Origin of the sequence: Mesorhizobium sp. M0011 (assembly GCF_040324155.1) — a bacterium.
In the GTDB taxonomy this organism is placed as follows: domain Bacteria; phylum Pseudomonadota; class Alphaproteobacteria; order Rhizobiales; family Rhizobiaceae; genus Mesorhizobium.
The window spans coordinates 85,360-106,218 of the sequence record NZ_JAMYVQ010000014.1 but is presented as its reverse complement, the minus strand read 5'-3'; the positions used below and the strand labels follow the sequence as shown (position 1 = coordinate 106,218).

The following is a 20,859-nucleotide window of genomic DNA, read 5'->3' as shown; positions in this document are numbered from 1 at the left end:
CCGGCGGCGTGTGCCGCCGGGTCCGTCGAACCCAGTTTATTTCTGCAACTCGGTCCAGATCTTGGTGTAAATTTCCTGGGTCTCCGGCGAGCACATCTGTTGCAGCTCGCCGCGTGGCTTGTCCGCGGCCGGAATGATGACTTCGGGCGCGTCCTTCATGTCGGCCGGCATGTACTTGTCCGAGCCGGTGATGGCATTGGCGTAGCGATGGAAGGCCGAGAGACCTGCCGCGTTTTCCGGATCCATGATGAAGTTCTGGAAAAGCTTGGCGTTCTCGACGTTCTTGGCTTCCTTCAGAACGACGACGTTGTCGCTCCACAGGCCGAAGCCTTCTTTCGGATAGTTGTAGTGGATGGCCGGGTTGGCCAGCCGCTGGCGCAGCGCCGAGCCGTTCCAGTCGCTGGTCGCCTTGAAGTCGCCGGCGCCCATCTTCTCGATGGTGTTGTATTCCATCGCGATCCAGTTCGGCTTGGCCGCCACCAGCAGGTCGCGCACCTTCTTCAGCACCGCCTTGTCGTCGGTGCATTGCTGGCCGCCGACATACTTGATCGCGGCGAACATCACATCGCCCATCTCCGGAACGACATTGACCTTCCCCTTGAGCTCGTCAGGCGTGTTGAAGATGATACCCCAGCTATCGGCCGGCCCCTTGTAGGCATCGGTGTTGACGACCACGCCGATCGTGCCCCACGCCCATGGAACACTGTATTTGCGACCCGGATCGAAATCGGGATTGGCCCATTCCGGCGCCACGTTCTTGAAGTTTTCCATCTTGCCAGGATCGGTCTCCTGGATGAGGCCTTCCTTGATCCAGATCGGCACGTAGGTCTGCGACGGCACCGCAATGTCGAAGCCGGTGCCTCCCTGGCGAACCTTGGCCAGCGCGGTGTCGTTGGAATCGTAGTCGGTGATGGTCACTTTGACGTTGTATTTGGCCTCGAACTTCTTGATCACGTCGGGGCTGGTGTAGTTGCCCCAATTGTAGATGTTGAGCACGCCGTCGGCGCGGGCCAGGCCCGTCGAGGCGAGCAACGCCAACCCCATGGCGGTTGCTGTTGTCTTCCAGTTCATGGTTTTAACTCCCATTTTTCGGTTCAGTCTCGTTTCCTGCTGACGAAGAAAAACAACGTGACGATCGCGACCGAAAGCAGCAGGAAGGCGGTCGATATCGCGTTGATCTCGGGTGTGATGCCGCGGCGGATCTGGCCGAGCATGTAGGTGGGCAGCGTGTCCTGGCCGCCTGATTTGACGAACTCGGTGATGACGACGTCGTCGAGCGAGATGACGAAGGCCAGCATCAGCCCGGCCAGGATGCCGGGCCACAGAAGCGGCAGCGTGATGCGCCGGAAAGCCTTCCAGGGCGTCGCGTAGAGGTCGGCTGCGGCACGCTCCAGCGTCAGGTCCATATTCTCAAGCCGCGCCCGGATCGGCAAATAGGCAAAGGGAATGCAGAACGCCGTGTGCGCGGCGACCAGATAGCCGATGCCGGAATAGCCGGTGAAGATCTTGATGCGCGAGAAGAAGATCAGCAGCGCCACGCCGGTGACGATCTCGGGCACCATCAGCGGCTGGTTGATCGCCGCATATTTGAAGGTGAGGCCGGGATAGGGCGCGGTGCGGGTGGTGGCGAGCGCCGCCATGGTGGCAAAGATCGTGGAGAGCACCGCCGCGATGGAGCCAATCTGGAAGGAACGCAGCGTGGCATCGACGACCTGCGTGTTCTGCCATGCCGACTGGAACCATTTCAGCGAAAAGCCGCCCCATTCGGAGGTCGAGCTCGCCGCGTTGAAGGCATAGATGACCAGCACGATGATCGGCAGATACAGCACGATAAAGCAGGTCGCGGCGATCGCGGTGAATCCTGGCTGGTGCTTGATGGAAAAGTTCTTAGCCATGACGTACCCCCGACTTGCCGGCATTGCGCACATAGGCAAGCAGCGCCACCATGACGATGATCATGACGGCGATCGACAGCGCCGAGCCGAGTGGCCAGTTGCGGCCCTGCCCGAACTGCAATTCGATCAGGTTGGACAGCATCATGTTCTTGCCGCCGCCAAGAACGCTCGGTGTCACATAGGCGCCAAGCGCTGGAATGAAGACCAGTATGGAGCCGGCGATGACGCCCGGCTTGACCAGCGGAAAGATGATCCGCCGCAGCACCTGGAAGCGCGACGCGTAAAGGTCGTACCCCGCCTCGACCAACCGGAAATCGAGCTTTTCCATGCTGGCATAGATCGGCAGCACCATCAGTGGCAGGTAGACATAGGTCATGCCGATCAGGATCGCCGTGTCGGTGTAGAGTATCTGGATGGGCGCCGAGATGATGCCGAGCTTGAGCAGGATCGTGTTGACGATGCCTTCGTTGCGGATGATCTGCAGCACCGCGAAGGTGCGGATCAAAAGGTTGGTCCAGAACGGAATGGTAATCAGGAACAGCCAGAGATCGCGGGTCTTTTCGCTGCGCGTCGCCATGAAATAGGCGGTCGGGAAACCAAGCACCAAAGTGGCGATCGTCGTCACCACCGAGAGCTTGATCGAGCGCAGGAAGATGGTGACGTGGGCGGCGGCGATCGAAAGCGTGTCGTCGAAGATATCGCGTTCCAGAAACACCGATGTCCAGGCTTCCGGCGAGAACTGCCACTTCACGTCGCCATAGGAGCCTGGCGTCAGGAACGAGTAGACGAGCACGATCAGCAAGGGGCCGGTCGCGGCGAGGAAAATGACCAGCAGCGCTGGCGCTGACAAAAGCCAGCGGTCACGGACATCGCGCCGCTCCGCTGCCTTGGCGACTTCTTCCGCGGTCGCCATCGTCAGTCCTTCAGGACCTGAGCGGCATCGCTGCCGATGAGGATGCCGACTGCGTCGCCCTTCTCGAAACCGCAGCCCGCGCTGCGCGTGTTCTGCTGGCGTACGGTGAAGAGTTCGCCACTGTCGAGATGAACATGGATGTGGGTGTCGGTGCCGAAATAGACGATGTTTTCGACCGTCCCCGACAGTTCGCCCTTGGCCTTGGTCAGCTTGGCGTGTTCGGGCCGAACCACCACCGTGGCGTTGGATTTGGGCTGGAAACCCTGGGCCACGGTCGCCTCGATGGTCGCACCGGATTTGAGCGTGGCGCGCGCCTTGCCGTTGGCCATCTCGCTGATGGCGGCGGTGAGGAAGTTGGTTTCACCGATGAAGTCGGCGACGAAGCGCTCCGCCGGCTTGTCGTAGATATCCCAGGGCGAACCGACCTGCAGGATCTTGCCCGATGACATCACCGCGATGCGGTCTGACATGGTCAGCGCTTCTTCCTGGTCGTGGGTGACGAAGATGAAGGTGATACCGGTCTCGTGCTGCAGCCGTTTCAACTCGATCTGCATCTCCTTGCGCAGCTTGTAGTCAAGCGCCGACAGCGGCTCATCGAGCAAAAGCACCTTCGGCTGCGGCGCCAAAGCGCGGGCCAAAGCCACGCGCTGCTGCTGGCCGCCGGAGATCTGGCTGGTGCGACGACCAGCGAGTGCCTCCATCTTGACCAGCTTCAGCATCTCGGCGACGCGCGCCTTGATCTCCGCCTTCGGCTTGCCCAGCATTTCCAGGCCAAAGCCGATATTGTCGGCGACCGTCATGTGCGGGAACAGCGCATAGGACTGGAAAACGGTGTTAACCGGCCGCTTGAAGGGCGGCAGCGGCGCGATGTCCTGGCCGTAGAGCAGGATTTCACCGGCGGTTGGAAAGTCGAAGCCGGCGATCAGCCTGAGCAACGTCGTCTTGCCGCAGCCGGATGGCCCCAGCAACGTGAAGAATTCGTTCTCCCGGATAGATACCGAGACCGTGTCGAGGGCAGCTACCTGCCCCTCACCTGATCCGAAAATTTTGCTGACGTTTACTACTTCAATCGCATTCCGATCCGGTTTGTCCGGCACGATTACGCCTCACTGTTGACCCCGCTCTTGCTGGCGGAGCTCTTCCCCTGTTCGATGTGACCACATGGCCGGTGGGTTGGCAAGCCCGGCATTGGGTCACAGTTCAATCAGTCATTGAGGCCTGCAAGCCCCATGCCATAGTCAGGCCTGATAGGTGACCTTGCCGCCGCAAATCGTCGTCACCGGCCGCACCTTGTGCAGGTCGGCCGGGGCGGTGTTCTCGATATCCATCGACAAAACCACCAGATCGGCCATGTAGCCTGATTTCAGCGTGCCCTTGCGGTGCTCGGCGAATTCGGCGTAGGCGCCCTCGATCGTGTAACCGGCGATCGCTTCATGCAGTGAGAAACTCTGGTCCGGGTCGCTTTCTGCCCACGGTTTGCGCAACACTGCCGCCTGAATGCCCAGGATCGGATCGATCGGCGACACCGGCCAATCGGATGCGAAGACGACATGCGCGCCGGCATCCTTCAAGGTCCGCCAGGCATAGCTCAGCGGCCAGCGCGCCGGCCCGATGCGAGACACTGTCGGCTCCAACGGAAAATCCATGGCGCCGGGCGGATGCGGCGGTTGCATGGAGGCAATGACGCCGAGTTCGGCGAAACGCGGCACATCAGCGGTGGTGGTGACCTCGATGTGCTCGACGCGGTGACGGCTGTCGCGCTTGCCGTTCGCCTTCTGCGCCGCCTCATAACCGTCGAGCACCGCGCGCACCGCGCCGTCGCCGATCGAGTGCACGGCGATCTGCAACCCGCGTCTGTCGACCGCGACGGCCAGATCGATGAATTGTTGCGGCGTGAACAGCGGCTCGCCCACCCAGTCCGGGCGGTCGGCATAGGGCTCGACCATTACAGCTGTCCAGGAATCGAGAACGCCGTCGTAGAACACCTTGACCATGCCCGACGACAGCCATTCGCTGTTGTAGCGTTCGGCCATATCGGATGCCTTGTCGAGCATGTCGAGCGTCATGAAATTCTTGTAGTGGAACGGGATCTTGACGCGGCAGGGCAAGCCTTCCTCGGCGTCGATCTCGGCCAGCAGCTCAAGCTGATAGAGATTGCCGTCCATGTTCTGGATCGAGGTGATGCCGTGGCGGGCGCACCAGGCGAGCCCGCGCCGCATGATGTCGCGGTCGGCGTCCCGCTCCGCCGCCGTCGGCATCGGGTCCGGCTCGCCGCCGGTCGACAGCCCCAGCCGAACCCGGCCTTCGCCGGCAAGATCGAGCACCGGACCAAAGGCCTCGCCTTCGCGCAATTCGCCGGCGGCCAGTCCATCGTCACCCATGACGATCTCATTGCCAGGGCCGAGCGTGCACCCCTGCAGGATGCCGGCCATTTCCAGCGCCTTGGTGTTGGCCCACATGGTGTGATGGTCGGGCGCCGCCATGCAGAACGGGCGATCGGGCAAAATGGCGTCGAGGTGATGGCGCGTCACGCGCTCGCTGCCGAGCACGGTGTAGTCGACGCCTTGGCCGACCAGCATCTTCGCGTCGGGCCGGGTCGGCGCATAGTCGCGGATCGCCTTCTGCAGCGCCTCGAAGCCATGAATACCGGTGAGTTGAAGGTGGGCAAGTTCAGCCCCGCCCGAAAACAAATGCATATGGGCTTCGATGAACCCCGGGACCACCGAACCGCCCTTGGCGTCGATCACCTTGGTGGTCGGTCCCTTGAACTCTTCGATGGAGGCGCGGCTGCCGATGGCGATGATGGCGCCGTCCTTGACGGCGACGGCTTCGGCGGCGGGATTGTCGTCGTCCATGGTCCGTACACGACCGTTGATGACGATCAGATCCGCATTGTGACCCGCACCTGTGACAGACATCGCGACTCCGCGCTTTTGACGACTGACTGGGACCGACAACCTCTCACGTCCAACGACCTGCCGCTCCACCGGAGTGGCGCCATGGGACGAAAAAGAATGCCAGCGCGCTGTCTTGGAAATTCCCCTTGTCATCCCAAGAGGCAGCGTGGATAAGAATGCGACTGATTATTCGCGTTTGTCAACATACCGAATCTGGAATGTATTGTGGACAGCAAGCTCCCACCATGTTGAGACCGGGCGGGGAACGAGGACATCAAGCCGTGAAGCGCAGTCTCGATCGCAAAACAAGGATAGCGCTCGAACCGCGCAAACAGCCGCGGCAACAACGCTCCAGCAAGGTGGTCGACCGGATTCTCGACGCAGCGCTGGTCTTGACGCGGGAGCAAGGAACCAAGACGCCGACGACGCTCGCCATTGCGCAGCGCGCAGGCTTGTCGGTTGGTTCGATCTACCAATACTTTCCCAACAAGGAAGCCATTCTTCTGGACCTCGCCCGGCGCTGGCTGTCATCCTTTCCCGAGGTGATCGCCAGGCGTATCAAGGTCGCCCCGCCCACCAACCGTGAAGAGTTTCGGCGCGAAGTGCGCAGGCTCTTCACCGACACGTCCAGGCTCTACCTGGAAAACGCCACCCTGATGCCGGTGATCGAGGCCATTTCAGGCAACGCCGACCTCAGGCCGATCCAGAACGAATATGACGACCAGATCATCGCCCTCTACGCCGCATGGCTGCAGCATGTGAACCCGGCACTTGAAGACAAGATCGCCAGCCGGCTCGGTGTGCTGATGATGGAGGTCGGACACGTTTGCCGGCTTGTGGGGCTGAAAAAGGATCGCAGGACGTTCGACCTCATCGAGGACGATGTGGAAACCATGTGGCTCGCTCTGGTGAGCCCTTATCTCAATCTTGAATCTTGACTGATTTCACACTTCGAGAGGAATTTATGAAGACTGTTTTCTCCCCCCTGCACGCCGGCCATGCCGGCCAAATGGAACTGGTCACATCGGCCATCGTGCCGGGCTTCGAAAAGCCATCGAGGGCCGAATTCATCAAGGCACGGGTCGAAAGCGAGAAACTGGGTCCCATCATCGCGCCGCACGAACATGACCTCGCCGCCGCCAAGCGCATCCACAAATCAGACTATATCGACTTTCTTCCGACGGTCTGGCCGCAATGGCTGGAAGCAGGCCTCACGGGCACGGCGATGCCCTTCACCTGGCCGACACGCGGCCTGCGCGGCGACGTGCCGCCAAAGCGCGTCGACGCGCTGCTGGGCTATTATTCCTTCGATGCCGGCGCCACCTTCGTCGAAGGTACCTGGGCGGCGATCAAGTCTTCCTACGACGTGGCGCTGACCGCCGCCGGCCTGGTCAAGGATGGCGAGGCTTCCGCCTTCGCGCTCTGCCGTCCGCCCGGCCACCATGCCGGGGCTGGCTTCATGGGCGGCTATTGCTACATCAACAACGCCGCCGTCGCCGCGCAATGGTTTCGCGACCAGGGCGCCAAACGCATCTCGATCCTCGATGTCGACTATCACCACGGCAACGGCACGCAGGAGATATTCTACGACCGTGCCGACGTGCAGGTGCTCAATCTGCATGGCGATCCGATGGTCGAGTACCCGTTCTTCCTCGGCCATGCCGACGAACGCGGCGCGGGTGCCGGCGAAGGCTTCAACATCAACTATCCGATGCCCTTCGGCACCGACTGGGATGCATGGAACGCCTCGCTCGAGGATGCCTGCGCCAGGCTCACCGCTTATGCATCGGATGTCGTCATCGTCTCGCTGGGTGTCGATACGTTCGAGAAGGACCCGATCAGCCAGTTCAAGCTGAAGACATCTGATTATCCCAAGATCGGCCGCCGCATCGCCAGGCTCGGCCTGCCGACGCTGTTCGTCATGGAAGGCGGCTATGCCGTCGAGGAGATCGGCATCAACGCGGTCGGCGTGCTGAGCGGGTTCGAGGATCGGTAAATGCCTGTCGTTCAGGAGCATCTAGCGATTTGGAGACAACGACAGGCATAGCAAAAGACCACCGGGACCGGGGCGGCAACATCGCCCGGTTCCCACTATCGGGCCAAGGCACCAGCCTTCGGCACAGCAACCGGCGCGCCCATCTGTTCAATGCTCCCCAGCCTGGCGAAATCGACCAGCCGCCGAGATGGCCGGCGAAGACTTTCGCGTCCCGGTCTTCTGTCCAAGGCGCGAAAACCGAGCTCTGAGTCGCACCTGAGTCCACCGGATTCGATTTTGTCAAATCGCGTTTGATGTCAGATTCAACTGCGGGTAGATTAGACCCGAATCAGCCGGTCCTCGGGGGGCGCGGCGACCACCCAAAGTCTCTTGTTCCGGAGTTTTTCCGGCACCAGACGCGGACGGCTTCGCGTTCCCTGAATGGATTCGGGATTTGGTTCGGCGCAGCCCTGCGCCACGCGTGTGTCTTCGTCAAAGTAATGCGTATTCGGGTTCGGCGGCTGGCTTCCAGCATCCGGACAGCAGAAACGATTCCGGCCAAAAGCAACAAGAATGAGCAGTCCCGCCGCACTTCTTCAATCCGACACATTGGGCTCGCGCCTGACGTCGCGCGGCGATCTCACCAGTTTTTTCATGCAACTGACCGCCGAGATCGGCGCCGACAGCTACATGTTGGTCGCCATCGTCCACGACCAGGACCGCAACGACGCGCGCATCGTCTCCTCCAACTGGATTTTCGATGCCATCGAGTTGATCGGCAAGCGGCTGATCGCCGGGCTCGCGCAGGGCGCGCTCACCGTCGCGCCAGGTATCCGTCCACAGCCGCTGGTGGCATCCCGGGCACCAGAAACAGACGGATTGATCACCGGCGAGGAAGCCCGCCTTCTCGACGTGCTCGGCCATGCGGAAATCTATTCGCTGCGCCTCAATGTCGGTCGCCAGCGCCTGTTCGCCCTGTTCTCTGCGGCGACCGCCGGCAGCATCGACCAGCCGGCGCTGATGCGGGCGCAGCTGAAATGCTGCTACGCGCTCTCGCACATCCCGCAACTGATTGCCGCCGCCGCCATGCAGGATCCGTTGTCGGATCGCGAGCGCGAATGCCTGTTATGGGTTTCCGAAGGCAAGACCACCGACGAGGTCGCCGTCATCCTTGGCGTCTCCTCCAACACCGTCAACAGCTACATCACCCACGCCATCCAGAAATTCGCGGCCAGCAACCGCGCGATGGCCATCGCCACGGCGATCAGGAGCGGCATCATTTGAAACACGCCGATATCAAGGAAACGGCCGAAGCCCTTTTCAACGAGCAGCGCAACCCGTTCGGAGCCTTCACCCTTGGCTCCGAAACCCATCACGCGGTCACCATTCCCGATGCCGTGCGCCGCTGCCGCTGGATCGCCGTTGACATGAATGCCTCGGCTTTCGGCCTCTTCTTCGTAAGCCCCTCGCCCGAGCGGGCGCGGCTAGTCCCATGCTTTGATTCCGACTATCCCGGCATTGCCGTGGCGACCAAGTTCATCTCAGGCGCCAACGGCGAGGAGATCGTGCGCCACACCCGCATCTCGACCGAACCGCGCTGGTGGACGGATGACGGCGTCCCTGCCATGGCGGAGCTGTTTGGCGATCTCACCTGGACCGAGCAGATGGCGGCGCTGGTGCCCGGAACCAGCGGCATCGCTTTTCCCGTTCACGCCGACCGCGGCCAATGCGGCCTTGTCGTGTTCCTCGGCTCGGAGATGACCATGCAGCAGGATGCGCTCTACGAAATACACGCCCGCTGCTTTTCGCTGTTCGCCGCCGTCGCCCGCATCCGTCCGGGCGATACCGGCCGCATGCGCGCAATCTCCAAGCGCGAACTCGAATGCCTGAAGCTGACCGCCAACGGCAACACCAGCGAGGAGATCGCGCGGCTCCTGAAACTGTCGGTGCACACCGCCAACCAGTATCTGACCCAGTCGACCCAGAAGCTCAACGCCGTCAATCGCAACCAGGCCGTTGCCAAGGCGCTGCGGCTGGGCTTGATCGAATAGGGGAATTCGACAGCGCTTCGAAAGGCGACCGACGGTCAGCGATAGGCGAGCGGCTCGACCTTGCGGATACGCGCCTGTTCGATCACCGCCTCGAGCAGCGCCGTATTGTGCTCCGGGTCTTCGCCCGGCTTCTCGAACGACACGTAGTTGACCGCCACCGATGCGCCGAGCTCGCTCAGCGTCAGCTGGAAATAGACGGTGACGCCGGGCGGCCTCAGTTCCAGATCGAGCACGATGCGCGGGCTGCCGCTCCAGTCGACATGCGCCTCACCACCATGGCCGAGCCGTAGAGTGCCCGGCATGAAGAACAACTCAACCGCTGAATCGACCAGGTCCGACAGGCACGCGAAATGCTCCAGCCGGATAAAGGCGATGTAGTCGGCGACATCGATCAGCCTGAGTTCCCCCACCACCTGCTCGATGGCGCTGGCGACGATGATCTCGCGGGATTTTGCGTGCGGTTGCCGGTTCATGAAATCTGTCTGCGCTCAGCCTTTTTCGAGTAGACGATCCGCACCAGTTCGGCGACGGCCTGGTAGAATTGTGATGGGATCACACTATCGACCGAAACTTGCTTGTACATGGAGCGGGCGAGCGCCACGTCCTCGAAGACCGGGATGTTGTGTTCCCGCGCGATCTCTCGGATTTTCAGCGCCACCAGATCCTGGCCCTTGGCCAGCACCATGGGTGCCGAGTCCTCGTCGCGCACATATTTCAGCGCGATCGAGAAGTGCGTTGGGTTGGCGATGATCAGCGTCGCGCGCGGCACCGCCGTCATCATCCGCTTGCGCGCCCGGTCGCGCGCCAGCGAGCGCAGCCGCGACTTGACGATCGGGTCGCCCTCGGACTGTTTGAACTCGTCCTTGACCTCCTGCTTGCTCATGCGCAGATCCTGCTTCCAGTGGAAGCGCGACCAGACGATGTCGATTGCCGCGATCAGCCCCATGACGAAGACGATCGCCACCAGGATGTCGACGGCGATGCCGCGGATGACGAGACCGAAGGCGACCGGATTGGTGATCATCCCGGCGAGCAGCTTTCGGTGGTCTTCCGACAGCGTGAAGCTCAGCACGACGATGGCAAACCCGACCTTGCCGAGTGACTTCAGGAACTCGACCCAACCCTGGATGCCGAACAGCCTGTTCCACCCCTTGGCGATCGAAATGCGCGAGAGTTGCGGCCGGACCCGCTCGCCTACGAATTGCGGCATGTTCTGGAACACCGAGGCGCCGACGCCGGCGACGGTCAGCAGCACCATCAGGCTCAGGACGGCGCGGCCAACCTCGAGGAGGACGATCTTGTAGAGCGCGATGACGTCGGTCTCGGTGTCCATCGGCCAGGCTTCCGGCTTCTCCAGGAACATCGACAGGAACATGCCGAGATCGATGATCGCATCCTTGGCGTAGAAGACGGTGAACACCAGTATGGCAACGAACGAGGCAAGGAGCGCTGTCTCCCGCGAATGGGGCAGTTTGCCCTGTTCGATGGTGTCGCGGATCTTCTTTTCCGTCGCCTCTTCGGTTTTCGAATCCTTGTCGACCGCGTCAGCCATGGCGCGGTCTTAGGCGGCGTCTTGGGTCGAGGGTAGTTCGAAGGCGCCTTCGCGCGACAGCCGGATCGTCGTCGTAACGATCGTCTTGCGGGCCGCCGTGATGTCGGCGAGAGGGACCCCGTCCGAGCCCTGTCCGAGTTCGGCTTCGATCATGCGCCGCGAGCGGGCGCCGATGGCCGACAGCACCGATTCCGCGAGTGCGGCCGAAGTGCCGCGCAGGGCCAGTGTGACCAGCTCGGTCGAGAGCCCGTCGAACAGCAGCACCCGCGCTTTCTGGGTGAGCAGCGGCAAGTCGTCGAAAGCAAACAGCCGCGCCCTCACACCGTCGAGATCAGGCGTGCCGGCGGCTTCCAGATCCTGCATGACCTCCTCGAGCAGCGGCTTGTCGAGTTCGTTGAGAACGCTGGCGACACGCGCTTGCCCGGCCGAGGTGTCCTTGGTCGAGGTTTCCGCCAGCACGCTGGTGCGAAGCCGGTTTTCGACGATCCTGGCGGCAGCGTCGGGAACATTGGCCATCGTCACCATGCGCTTGATGATTTCTCCACGCATCGGTTTGGTCAGTGTCAGCAGCACGTTGGCCGCCACCTGCGGCGCCAGCTTCGACAACACCATGGCCGCCGTCTGCGGATGCTCACCGGCCAGGAAGGCGCCAAGCCGCGCCGGTTCGAGCTTTTCGAGCTCGGGCCAGATCGGCGGCGGACCTTCCGGTGCGACCTCGAATTTCTTGTCGCCCATGATCGCGCTCATCTCTTCGGGCGAGAGCGATTCGTTGAGGATGGTGTCCATCCTGTCGGCGGAATCGAGCAATCCCGCCCCTTCGGTGAACTCGGCCTCGAACTCGGCGACGATACGTTCGAGATCGCTTTGCGGAATCGTCCGCAGCAGGCGGGCGCCCTCGATCAGCGCCTTCAGTTCTTCTTGCTTGAAGAATTTCAGCAGGCGGCTGGCCGACGGCTTGCCCATCGCCACCAATATGGCGGCCGCCTTCTGCGCGCGGGTCAAGGTCACCGGCGTCGTCATGCCACTCGCCTCCGCTGCCACCGGCAAGCCCAGCAAACCATGTCTAGGCGCCCTTCGTGCCGGCGATGATTTCGGTCAGCCTGATGCCGAAACGCGACGGATCGCTTTCCAGCACGGTGATCTCGCCGCGCGCGATCTTGCGGCCGTTGACCACGACGTCGACAGGTTCCCCGATGCGGCGATTGAGCGCCACGGTCGACCCTTTTTGCAGCGCCATCAGATCGGAGACCGGCATCTCGGTGCTGCCGAGGATGATCTGGACATCAACGGGAATGTTCATGATCACGCTCGAATTGGCTGATGAGGCCGCCCTGAACGCCGCATCGGGGCGTTGCTCCTCTTCATGCAGGACACCGCGCAACTCTTCGATGGCACGGTCGAGCTGCTCGTCCGGCTGGTCGAGGTCGGCTTCCGCCTTGGTTTTGGCCATGATCGTCTCCAAATGCTCAGGCGCGTCCGGCGGCAGCCGGCATCAGCCCGTCGATAAAGTCCTGCCCGGCGTCGTAAGGATGCCTGATCCGGACGGTGTAATTCTGTCCCAGTTTGCCGAACTCGCATACGAACAGCGTCTTGCCCCGTGCGCTGAGACGCGCCTGGGTTTGGGCCGTTTCCTCGAATTCGATGACGTCGCCGATTTCGAAACCGGCGAGGTCGCCGAGCGTCAGCCGCGCCAGCGGCATCGTGGCCTCGAGCGCCACGGTGGAGCGCATCACCTCTTCCGAAAAGCGGGCGCGCCAGCTGGGGCCGTGATCGTCGTCGCTGACAGGCACGGCTCCGTCGCGGCTGGCCAGCACGACGCGCTGCGGCATCGTCACCGTGACGGTGCCACTGTCGGCCGGCGTCGAGATGCCAAGCACGATGCGGATTGCCGCGCCATCGCGCAGCACATACCGCTTCGCCTCGGTGCCGGACATTGCTCGCGGCGCGGGCAGGCGCAGGTCGAGCGAGCGCTTTCCCGAACCGTTGAGGGCCTGCGCGACCTGCTGGAACACCATGGTCGAGACATCGATTTCGATCTGCGACAGATCGCGTTCGATCGGCGAGACTGGCAGATCCGGATCGCCGCCGAACAGCGTGCAGACCATGATAGCGATCGCCGGAGCATCGATCACCAGGGTCATCGCATCGGAGGAGGCGGACGAGCCGATCACGGTCATGGCAAACGTGTCGCCGGCACGCGAACGCGCCTCGGGAACACGGCTGACCTCGATCGCTTTGAGATCGACGACGACCGGAACGCCAAGCTCGCTGGTCAGGCTTTTCTGCAACAGCGGTACCGCGCGTTCGGCCATGGCTCGGCCAGCGTCGATGACCTGGGCGGCTTCGCCGCTGTCGCCGACCAGACGCTCGATGATCAGCGAGCGCGCTTCCGCTGGGCTGCCCGGACTGGTCATGACAGTGCTGGGACCGATCTGTCGCGCATCGTTCAGGCGGCCTTCTTTTCGACGGTGCCGGTATTCATCGTGCTCTGCTCGACAGCGTCGATCGTCGGCCGTTCATAGGACGAGATGGTCTTGCGGCCAAACTCGATCGCCACCTGCGGCAGCGCGCCGTTCATGTAGGCCAACAGCGTCTGTTTGACGATGATATAGAGGCGGTTCTTCTTCTCGCGCACTGTCTTGATCTTGGTGGCGACCGGCCCGACCACCGAATAGGACAGGAAGATGCCGAGGAACGTTCCGACAAGTGCGGCACCAATCAAACCGCCGAGGATTTCCGGCGACTGGTCGAGCGCGCCCATCGCCTTGACCACGCCCAGCACGGCGGCGACGATGCCGAGCGCCGGCAAGCCATCGCCCACCGCCACCAGCGCATGATAGGCCTTCATCTTGTCGGACCTGATGGTCTGGATTTCTTCGTCCATCAGCGCCTCGATCTCGTGCGAGCGGGCATTGCCGATGATGATGATACGGCAGTAGTCGCAGATGAAATGCGTCAGGTCGTGGTTATGCAGCACGGTTGGGAACGCCTGGAAAATCGCCGACTCTTCCGGATTGTCGATATGCGCCTCGACTTCGCTGCGGGATTTCGAGCGCAACTCGCGCATCAGAGAGTGCAGCACGCCGAGCGTTTCGAGATAGTCCTGTTCCTTCGGCACTGCCTGCTTGAAGGCTTCGAGAATGCCCTTGCCGGTGTCCTTGACCGTCTTCATCGGATTGGCAACGAGGAAGGTGCCAAAAGCCGCACCACAGATGATCACGGCCTCCCACGGCTGGATAAGCACGTGAAGATGGCCGCCCATGGCCATGAAGCCGCCAAGGACGCAGCCGAGCGTTACCACCAGTCCAATCAGAATGCCCACGACAGGTCCTTCCGCATTTCACATCAGGAGCTAGGGATAGTCCCCGTGCCTTGTGTGAGGCTTGAATCGAGGGCGTGGAAGCGATTCAGTTTCGCGCAAGGAAGTAGGGGTATTGTGCCGGCATAGCTTCGGCCGGAGGCACGTCTTTGCTCAATACCTTTACCAGCTACCAGCTCATCACCAAGGACATTTCAAAATCGATCGACAGGATCGAGCAGCAGCCCGTGGTTGATCGCGACACCAAATATTATCTCGCCAACATCACCAAGGTGAAATCGATCGACGATTTCGTCAAAAACGACCGTTTGTTCAAATATGCCATGAAAGCCTACGGGCTGGAGGACATGGACTATGCCAAGGCGTTCATGGTCAAGGCACTCAAGGAAGGCGTCTCCGATCCCGACAGCTTCGCCAACAAGCTGACCGACAAGCGCTACGCCGAATTCGTCAGCGCCTTCAACTTCGCCGCCAACGGCGCCGATGCGACCATCTACAACAAGACGCAGCAGATGGTGACCAAGAACTACGCCACGCAGGCGAAAATCGCCGGCCTCGATCCGGATTCGGCCTATGTGAAGGGCGAGACGACATACTATCTTGCCAACATCACCAAGGTGAAGTCGATCGACGATCTGATGTCGAACAACCGGCTCTACACATACGCGCTGGCGTCATTCGGTCTCGACTCGGCGACGGAGGACAAGGATCTCATCAAGCGGGTTCTGCAGGGCGGCGTCCGCGACCCCGACAGCGTCGCCAACAAGATGACGGACAAGACCTATGCCGCGCTTGCCTCCGCCTTCAACTTCGAAGCCTATGGCGAAAACACCACCACCATCAATCCGGCGCAGCAGCCGACCGTCGACAAATACATGCGCCAGACCCTCGAAGAGAATGCCGGTCAGACCAACCAGGGCGTGCGGCTGGCGCTTTATTTCGATCGCAAGGCCCCAACCATCATCAGCTGGTATGACGTGCTGGCCGACACCGCGCTTGCCAGTGTCGTGCGCACCGTGCTCGGCCTGCCCGATTCCTTCGCCACCGCCGATGTCGACAAGCAGGCGCAGCTGTTCGAGCAAAAACTCGATATCTCGGATTTCTCCGACCCCGAGAAACTCGGCAAGTTCCTGACGCGCTTCACCAGCATGTACGAGATCAACCACCCGACTTCATCGGCCGTCACCTCGGTCAGCGTGCTGTTTGCGCAGCCACTCACAGTCGGCATCTCCACCGACCTGATGATGGCCATGCAGAAACTGAGATTCTGAGACCATCATGCGGGACAGCCTGTACGTCGCCCTTTCGTCGCAGATCGCGCTCGAGCGGCGCCTCGACACCATCGCCGACAACGTCGCCAACGCCTCGACGATCGGCTTTCGCGCCACCGGCGTGAAGTTCGAGGACGTCGTCTCCGGCACCGGGCAGAAATCGGTATCCTTCGCCTCTCCGGGCAAGACCTACCTTTCCGGCGCCCACGGTGCCTTGAGCGAGACCGGCAATCCCTTCGATTTCGCCGTCCAGGGCGATGCCTGGTTCGCCATAGAGACGCCGGTCGGCACCGTCATGACCCGCGACGGACGCTTTTCGATGAACGAGAACGGCGAGCTGATGTCGCTCGAGGGCCACCCGGTGCTCGATGCGGGCGGCTCGCCGATCCAGCTTGACCCCCGCAACGGTCCGCCCAAGGCCGGGGCCGATGGTTCGTTGCGCCAGAACGATCAACTTGTCGGCTCGATCGGTCTCTACAATTTCGATCCGGGCCCGAACTTCGTCCGCTACGGCAATTCCGGCATCGTTCCGGCACGCACCCCGGAGCCTGTTACCGATCGCTCGGATATCGGCGTTGCCCAGGGTTTTCTCGAAGAGTCCAATGTCAATCCGGTGCTGGAGATCACCAGACTGATCATGGTCCAGCGCGCCTTCGAGAACACGGCCGCCCTGATGCGGCAGACCGACTCGTCCACAGACGAGGCGATCAAGACGCTCGGCTCGAAATAATCCATGTCGCTCGACCAGCCATCCCTGCGCGCACCCGAAAGACAACTCCAGCCGGCACCGGAAGACCGGCTTGCCGCGCTGGAACGGGTCTGGCGGCGTTTCGCCGACGCCGAGGCGCTGCTCAAGCGCGGCGGCCGCGTCATCGAAGTCACGCCCACGCACTACAAGGTGCACGGCCTTTCCGGCTTCGCCAGGCTGGGCGACATCGTCGAGCAGCCCGGCCATGCCGGTGCGCGCCGCGGCGAGATCGTCAAGATCGGCCGTGACGAGGCCGTCGTCGCGCCCTTCGAACGCAGCGCCGATTCCGGCATCGGTGATGCCGTGTTCCGCCGCGGTCCGCTCGTGGTGGCGCCGCATGCCTCGTGGCGCGGCCGCACCATCGACGCACTCACCAGGGCGATCGATGGCGGCCCGCCGCTCGCCCGGGGAGATGACACATCGCGAGGCGCCCAGACGACGCCGGGCGCCATGGCGCGGCAACGCGTCGGCACGGCCTTCATGACCGGCGTCAAGGTCATCGACATCTTCACGCCGCTCTGCTTCGGCCAGCGCCTCGGCATCTTTGCCGGCTCCGGCGTCGGCAAGTCGACGCTGCTTGCCATGCTCGCCGGCGCCGACGCATTCGATACCGTCGTGGTGGCGCTCATCGGCGAACGCGGCCGAGAAGTCCGTGAATTCCTCGAGGACACGATCGGCGAGAGCATGGCCAAGACCGTCGCCGTCGTCGCCACCAGCGACGAAAGCGCCATGATGCGCCGGCGTGCGCCGGACACCGCCATGCGCGTCGCCGAGCATTTTCGCGACCAGGGGCATCGCGTTTTGCTGGTGCTGGATTCGATCACCCGCTTCGCTCACGCCTTGCGTGAGGTGGCGACGGGTACCGGCGAGCCGCCGGTCGCCCGCGGCTACCCGGCCTCGGTGTTCACCGAACTGCCGAAGCTGCTCGAACGCGCCGGGCCGGGTACGGAAGGCCCCGGAATTGAAGGTAGGGGATCGATCACCGCCATCATTTCCGTGCTGGTCGACGGTGACGACCACAACGACCCGGTCGCCGATTCCGTGCGCGGCATCCTCGACGGCCATGTCGTGCTCGACCGCACGATCGCCGAACAGGGTCGCTATCCCCCCGTCAACCCGCTGTCGTCCATATCGCGGTTGGCCGGAAAGGCCTGGAGCGTCGAACAGCGCGCGCTGGTCACAAGGCTGAAGTCGATGATCTCGCGCTTCGAGGACACGCGCGATATCCGGTTGCTCGGGGCCTATCAGGGCGGAGTCGATGCCGAACTCGACATCGCCGTGCGCCAGGTGCCGCTGATCTATGAAGCGCTGACGCAAGCGCCAAAGGATCGCCCGTCGACCGACCCGTTCTCCGATCTCGCCCGCCACCTCAAGAGCAAGCTGAACGCCGATGCCGGAGACTGAACGCGAATATACCGAGCGCATCCTGCGCGACATGATCGCCGAGGCCAACGCCGTGGAGCAAGCCGAGGCTGACGAAACGAGAACTGCCAAGGCAAAGGCTGCCCGTGCCATCGCAGCCAAAGCCGAGGCCGTTCTGGCCAGAGCCGTCAAGCCAATCCTGCCACGGGCTGGCAAAGCCGATCCTGATCTGGCCAGGCCCGTCGAACCCGCTCTGCCCCGGGCTCCCCAGGCGGTGGCTGCCGAGATGACGCAGGCCAGCCGCGACTCGCTGATCGACGGGCTGTTCCCGCGCACCGAATGGCCGCAGCCACCAAAGGCACCGTTTCCCCGGCTGAAGAAGACGTCCGACCGACGCAGCGATTTCGTCATAGCCGCGCTCGGCATCACGCTCGGCCTGATCTGCGCCCTGTTCCCCTGGTACATCTTCTTCAACCAGGACCAGTTTGGCGTCCAGGCGATGAAGTTCGGCGGCACCGGCTCTAATTCCGGGCGAGCGGGCGGCGGCGTGGTCGCGCAACGCAGCGCGCCGCTGACGGCAAAGGATATTCCCGCGGCCAATCTCGATCTTCTTGCCACGGGGACGGTGCGGGATGATGCCAATCCCGCAGCCGCACCCGACGAGCAACCGTTTCCGGCCGACGCGGCGAAATTCCGCATGGTTCATGTCGCCAACGGCCGTGCCATGATCCAGGACGACGCTGGCCTCTGGATCGTCCAGCGCGGCTCGATACTGCCTGACTCCAGCCAAGTGTCCTCCATCGAGCAGCGCAACGGCAAATGGGTCATGGTCACCAGTGCCGACCGGGTAATCGAACTCTCCAGATAAACGATCTCCGGCTTCCGGCCATCCGCAAGGCCCGCGCAAGACTGGCGGCCTAGTCTCTGGGTACCTGCTCGGAGATTCCCATGGAGCCCGTTTCCCTTTTCGACCTCGCCGCCAAGCAAGCGCAATGGCTGGCCGTGCGCCAGTCGGCAGTCGCCGGCAACATCGCCAATGCCAACACGCCGGGTTATACGGCAAACGACGTCGAGCCATTCGAAAAGGTGCTCGACCGCGCCGCCGTATCGCTGCAGGCCACCCAGGCCGGCCATCTCGGCAATGCAGCGACCAATGCCGGCTTCACCATCAAGCCGCAGGAGGATGACGGCGTCGTCATGCCGTCCAAGAACTCCGTCGTGCTGGAAGACCAGTTGCTGAAAGCCGGCGAGGTGCGCCGCTCCTTCGAACTCAACACGGCGATCGTCAAGGCTTTTCATACGATGATGATGATGGCGGTGAAGAGCTGACCATGGACGCACTGACCGCAGCCCTCAAAGTCGCAGCATCCGGCCTCGGCGCCCAGTCGGAGCGCCTGCGCGTGGTTTCCGAAAATCTCGCCAACGCCCAGTCGACCGGCACCGCGCCCGGCTCCGATCCTTATCGCCGCAAGACCATCAGCTTCGTCTCCGAGCTTGACCGGGCCTCCGGCAGTTCAACTGTTGCAGTGAACTCGATCGATCGAGATCCCAGTGACTTTCCAGTCGAGTTCCAGCCCGGCAACGAGGCAGCCGACGAGAAGGGCTACGTCAAGATGCCCAACGTCAACGTGCTGATCGAAATGGCCGACATGACCGAGGCCAACCGCTCCTACGAGGCCAACCTTCAAGTCGTCAAGCAGGCCCGTGACCTGATTTCCATGACCATCGACCTGATGAGGAACCAGTAATGATCAGCGGTATCGGAGCCCTTCAGTTCAAGCCGTCGATCGGCGGCGATGACACGGCGACAAGCCTGCTCCAGGGCGGCGCGACACCCTCGGCCGGCGGCAATGTCGGCACCTCCTTTGCCGAGGCGCTGAGCCAGGCAGCCTCCAAGACCGTCGACACGATGCAGAATGCCGAGCAGGTATCGATGCAGGCGCTCAAGGGCGACGCCGACACCCGTCAGGTGGTCGACGCCGTGATGAGCGCGCAGCAGGCGCTTCAGACCGCCGTCGCCATCCGCGACAAGGTGGTTTCCGCGTATCTCGAAGTCAGTCGAATGGGCATCTGAGGAATTCCGCCATGAAAGCACTTGCCATCGCCGCCACCGGCATGAATGCCCAGCAGACAAATCTGGAAGTCATCGCCAACAACATCGCCAACATCAACACCACCGGCTACAAGCGCGCCCGTGCCGAATTCTCCGACCTGCTCTATCAGGTCGACCGCACGCAAGGCGTGCCCAACCGCTCCAACGCCTCGCTGGTGCCGGAGGGCGTCTCGATCGGCCTCGGCGTCAAGACGACGGCCGTGCGCAACGTGCACACACAGGGCGAACTGACCAGCACCGGCAACAGTTTCGACCTGGCGCTGACCGGCAGGGGCTGGTTTCAGATCGAGGGTGCCGACGGCGGCACGCTCTACAGCCGCGCCGGCGCTCTCAACACCAACGCCACCGGCCAGCTGGTGACGGTCGACGGCGCTGCCGTCATTCCGGCAATCAACGTCCCCGTGGATGCCGTCGAGGTCATCGTCAACAAGACCGGCCAGGTCTTCGCCCGCATCGACGGCCAGACCGACCTGCAGAACCTCGGTCAGCTTCAGATCGCCAATTTCGCCAACGAGGCCGGCCTGGCGCCGCTCGGCGACAATCTGTTCCAGGAAACCACGGCTTCGGGGCCGGCCAATGTCGGCGTGCCTGGCGATCCAGGCTTCGCCACCATCCAGCAGGGCTATCTCGAAGCCTCCAACGTCGACCCGGTCAAGGAAATCACCGAGCTGATCTCGGCGCAGCGCGCCTATGAGATGAACTCCAAGGTCATCCAGGCCGCCGACGACATGGCCTCCGTGGTCTCCAAGAACATCAGGTAACG

At 62.5% G+C, this 20,859-nt stretch carries 23 protein-coding genes; 12 read left to right on the top strand and 11 right to left on the bottom strand.

Annotated elements, in window-relative coordinates; genetic code table 11:
• Nucleotides 1–36: 36 nt before the first annotated feature.
• The 5 genes from NKK51_RS17215 to NKK51_RS17195 all read right to left on the bottom strand — a co-directional run bounded on the left by NKK51_RS17215 (nt 37) and on the right by NKK51_RS17195 (nt 5,726).
• Nucleotides 37–1,071 carry an ABC transporter substrate-binding protein gene (locus NKK51_RS17215; protein ID WP_023809982.1) on the bottom strand — a complete coding sequence of 345 codons (1,035 nt, stop codon included), beginning with the start codon at nt 1,069–1,071 and terminating at the stop codon, nt 37–39.
• 23 nt (nt 1,072–1,094) lie between these two features.
• Nucleotides 1,095–1,895, bottom strand: coding sequence for an ABC transporter permease (locus NKK51_RS17210; protein ID WP_023809983.1), 801 nt, complete (start codon nt 1,893–1,895; stop codon nt 1,095–1,097).
• Nucleotides 1,888–2,808: an ABC transporter permease gene (locus tag NKK51_RS17205; RefSeq protein ID WP_352554044.1), complete on the bottom strand. Its 921-nt coding sequence runs from the start codon at nt 2,806–2,808 to the stop codon at nt 1,888–1,890. The genes NKK51_RS17210 and NKK51_RS17205 overlap by 8 nt, the downstream gene beginning before the upstream one ends.
• A 2-nt stretch (nt 2,809–2,810) precedes the next feature.
• Nucleotides 2,811–3,905: an ABC transporter ATP-binding protein gene (locus NKK51_RS17200; protein ID WP_352441909.1), complete on the bottom strand. Its 1,095-nt coding sequence runs from the start codon at nt 3,903–3,905 to the stop codon at nt 2,811–2,813.
• Nucleotides 3,906–4,046: 141 nt separating this feature from the next.
• On the bottom strand, nt 4,047–5,726 hold the full coding sequence (locus NKK51_RS17195; RefSeq protein ID WP_352554043.1) for an amidohydrolase: 1,680 nt from the start codon (nt 5,724–5,726) through the stop codon (nt 4,047–4,049).
• Nucleotides 5,727–5,950: 224 nt separating this feature from the next.
• On the opposite strand from NKK51_RS17195, the gene NKK51_RS17190 reads away from it, so the two are divergent.
• From NKK51_RS17190 to NKK51_RS17175, 4 genes are all read left to right on the top strand, one after another.
• A complete protein-coding gene (locus NKK51_RS17190) occupies nt 5,951–6,643 on the top strand; it encodes a TetR/AcrR family transcriptional regulator (protein ID WP_352554042.1) in 693 nt (230 codons plus the stop codon).
• Nucleotides 6,644–6,669: 26 nt separating this feature from the next.
• The gene (locus NKK51_RS17185) at nt 6,670–7,701 is read left to right on the top strand and encodes a histone deacetylase family protein (RefSeq protein WP_352554041.1); all 1,032 of its coding nucleotides are present in this window, start codon (nt 6,670–6,672) and stop codon (nt 7,699–7,701) included.
• A gap of 552 nt (nt 7,702–8,253) precedes the next feature.
• The gene (locus tag NKK51_RS17180) at nt 8,254–8,964 is read left to right on the top strand and encodes a helix-turn-helix transcriptional regulator (protein ID WP_352554040.1); all 711 of its coding nucleotides are present in this window, start codon (nt 8,254–8,256) and stop codon (nt 8,962–8,964) included.
• Nucleotides 8,961–9,731, top strand: a complete 771-nt coding sequence (locus tag NKK51_RS17175) for a helix-turn-helix transcriptional regulator (protein WP_128304927.1) — start codon at nt 8,961–8,963, stop codon at nt 9,729–9,731. Before NKK51_RS17180 ends, NKK51_RS17175 begins: the two co-directional genes overlap by 4 nt.
• Nucleotides 9,732–9,766: 35 nt before the next feature.
• Here the strand turns inward: NKK51_RS17175 and NKK51_RS17170 are convergent, their stop codons facing one another.
• The 6 genes from NKK51_RS17170 to motA are packed head-to-tail and all read right to left on the bottom strand — an operon-like array spanning nt 9,767 to nt 14,605.
• Nucleotides 9,767–10,204, bottom strand: a complete 438-nt coding sequence (locus NKK51_RS17170) for a BspJ family T4SS effector nucleomodulin (RefSeq protein ID WP_127268991.1) — start codon at nt 10,202–10,204, stop codon at nt 9,767–9,769.
• Nucleotides 10,201–11,283 carry a flagellar biosynthesis protein FlhB gene (gene flhB / locus NKK51_RS17165; RefSeq protein ID WP_127396602.1) on the bottom strand — a complete coding sequence of 361 codons (1,083 nt, stop codon included), beginning with the start codon at nt 11,281–11,283 and terminating at the stop codon, nt 10,201–10,203. The genes NKK51_RS17170 and flhB overlap by 4 nt, the downstream gene beginning before the upstream one ends.
• Before the next feature lie 9 nt (nt 11,284–11,292).
• Nucleotides 11,293–12,303, bottom strand: coding sequence for a flagellar motor switch protein FliG (locus NKK51_RS17160; protein ID WP_027038262.1), 1,011 nt, complete (start codon nt 12,301–12,303; stop codon nt 11,293–11,295).
• A gap of 43 nt (nt 12,304–12,346) precedes the next feature.
• A complete protein-coding gene (gene fliN / locus NKK51_RS17155; protein ID WP_023809994.1) occupies nt 12,347–12,733 on the bottom strand; it encodes a flagellar motor switch protein FliN in 387 nt (128 codons plus the stop codon).
• 16 nt (nt 12,734–12,749) lie between these two features.
• Nucleotides 12,750–13,697: a FliM/FliN family flagellar motor switch protein gene (locus NKK51_RS17150; RefSeq protein ID WP_027038261.1), complete on the bottom strand. Its 948-nt coding sequence runs from the start codon at nt 13,695–13,697 to the stop codon at nt 12,750–12,752.
• A 32-nt stretch (nt 13,698–13,729) separates the two neighbouring features.
• Nucleotides 13,730–14,605 (bottom strand): flagellar motor stator protein MotA, encoded by an 876-nt coding sequence (motA, locus tag NKK51_RS17145; protein WP_027038260.1) that lies wholly within the window; start codon nt 14,603–14,605, stop codon nt 13,730–13,732.
• Nucleotides 14,606–14,751: 146 nt separating this feature from the next.
• Between motA and NKK51_RS17140 the strand changes: the two genes are divergently transcribed.
• The 8 genes from NKK51_RS17140 to flgG all read left to right on the top strand — a co-directional run bounded on the left by NKK51_RS17140 (nt 14,752) and on the right by flgG (nt 20,857).
• A complete protein-coding gene (locus NKK51_RS17140; RefSeq protein WP_352554039.1) occupies nt 14,752–15,873 on the top strand; it encodes a DUF1217 domain-containing protein in 1,122 nt (373 codons plus the stop codon).
• A gap of 7 nt (nt 15,874–15,880) precedes the next feature.
• Nucleotides 15,881–16,603 carry a flagellar basal-body rod protein FlgF gene (gene flgF, locus NKK51_RS17135; RefSeq protein ID WP_127411254.1) on the top strand — a complete coding sequence of 241 codons (723 nt, stop codon included), beginning with the start codon at nt 15,881–15,883 and terminating at the stop codon, nt 16,601–16,603.
• Between the two features lie 3 nt (nt 16,604–16,606).
• Entirely contained in the window at nt 16,607–18,025 is a 1,419-nt protein-coding gene (fliI, locus tag NKK51_RS17130) for a flagellar protein export ATPase FliI (RefSeq protein ID WP_352554038.1), read from the top strand.
• Complete coding sequence (locus tag NKK51_RS17125) at nt 18,012–18,851, top strand: hypothetical protein (protein ID WP_352554037.1); 840 nt, start codon at nt 18,012–18,014, stop codon at nt 18,849–18,851. Before fliI ends, NKK51_RS17125 begins: the two co-directional genes overlap by 14 nt.
• An 80-nt stretch (nt 18,852–18,931) precedes the next feature.
• On the top strand, nt 18,932–19,312 hold the full coding sequence (flgB, locus tag NKK51_RS17120) for a flagellar basal body rod protein FlgB (protein ID WP_127257833.1): 381 nt from the start codon (nt 18,932–18,934) through the stop codon (nt 19,310–19,312).
• Between the two features lie 2 nt (nt 19,313–19,314).
• A complete protein-coding gene (gene flgC / locus NKK51_RS17115) occupies nt 19,315–19,731 on the top strand; it encodes a flagellar basal body rod protein FlgC (protein ID WP_013529797.1) in 417 nt (138 codons plus the stop codon).
• The gene (gene fliE, locus NKK51_RS17110; protein ID WP_023810002.1) at nt 19,731–20,057 is read left to right on the top strand and encodes a flagellar hook-basal body complex protein FliE; all 327 of its coding nucleotides are present in this window, start codon (nt 19,731–19,733) and stop codon (nt 20,055–20,057) included. Before flgC ends, fliE begins: the two co-directional genes overlap by 1 nt.
• 11 nt (nt 20,058–20,068) lie before the next feature.
• Entirely contained in the window at nt 20,069–20,857 is a 789-nt protein-coding gene (gene flgG, locus NKK51_RS17105; protein WP_013529795.1) for a flagellar basal-body rod protein FlgG, read from the top strand.
• Nucleotides 20,858–20,859: the final 2 nt, after the last annotated feature.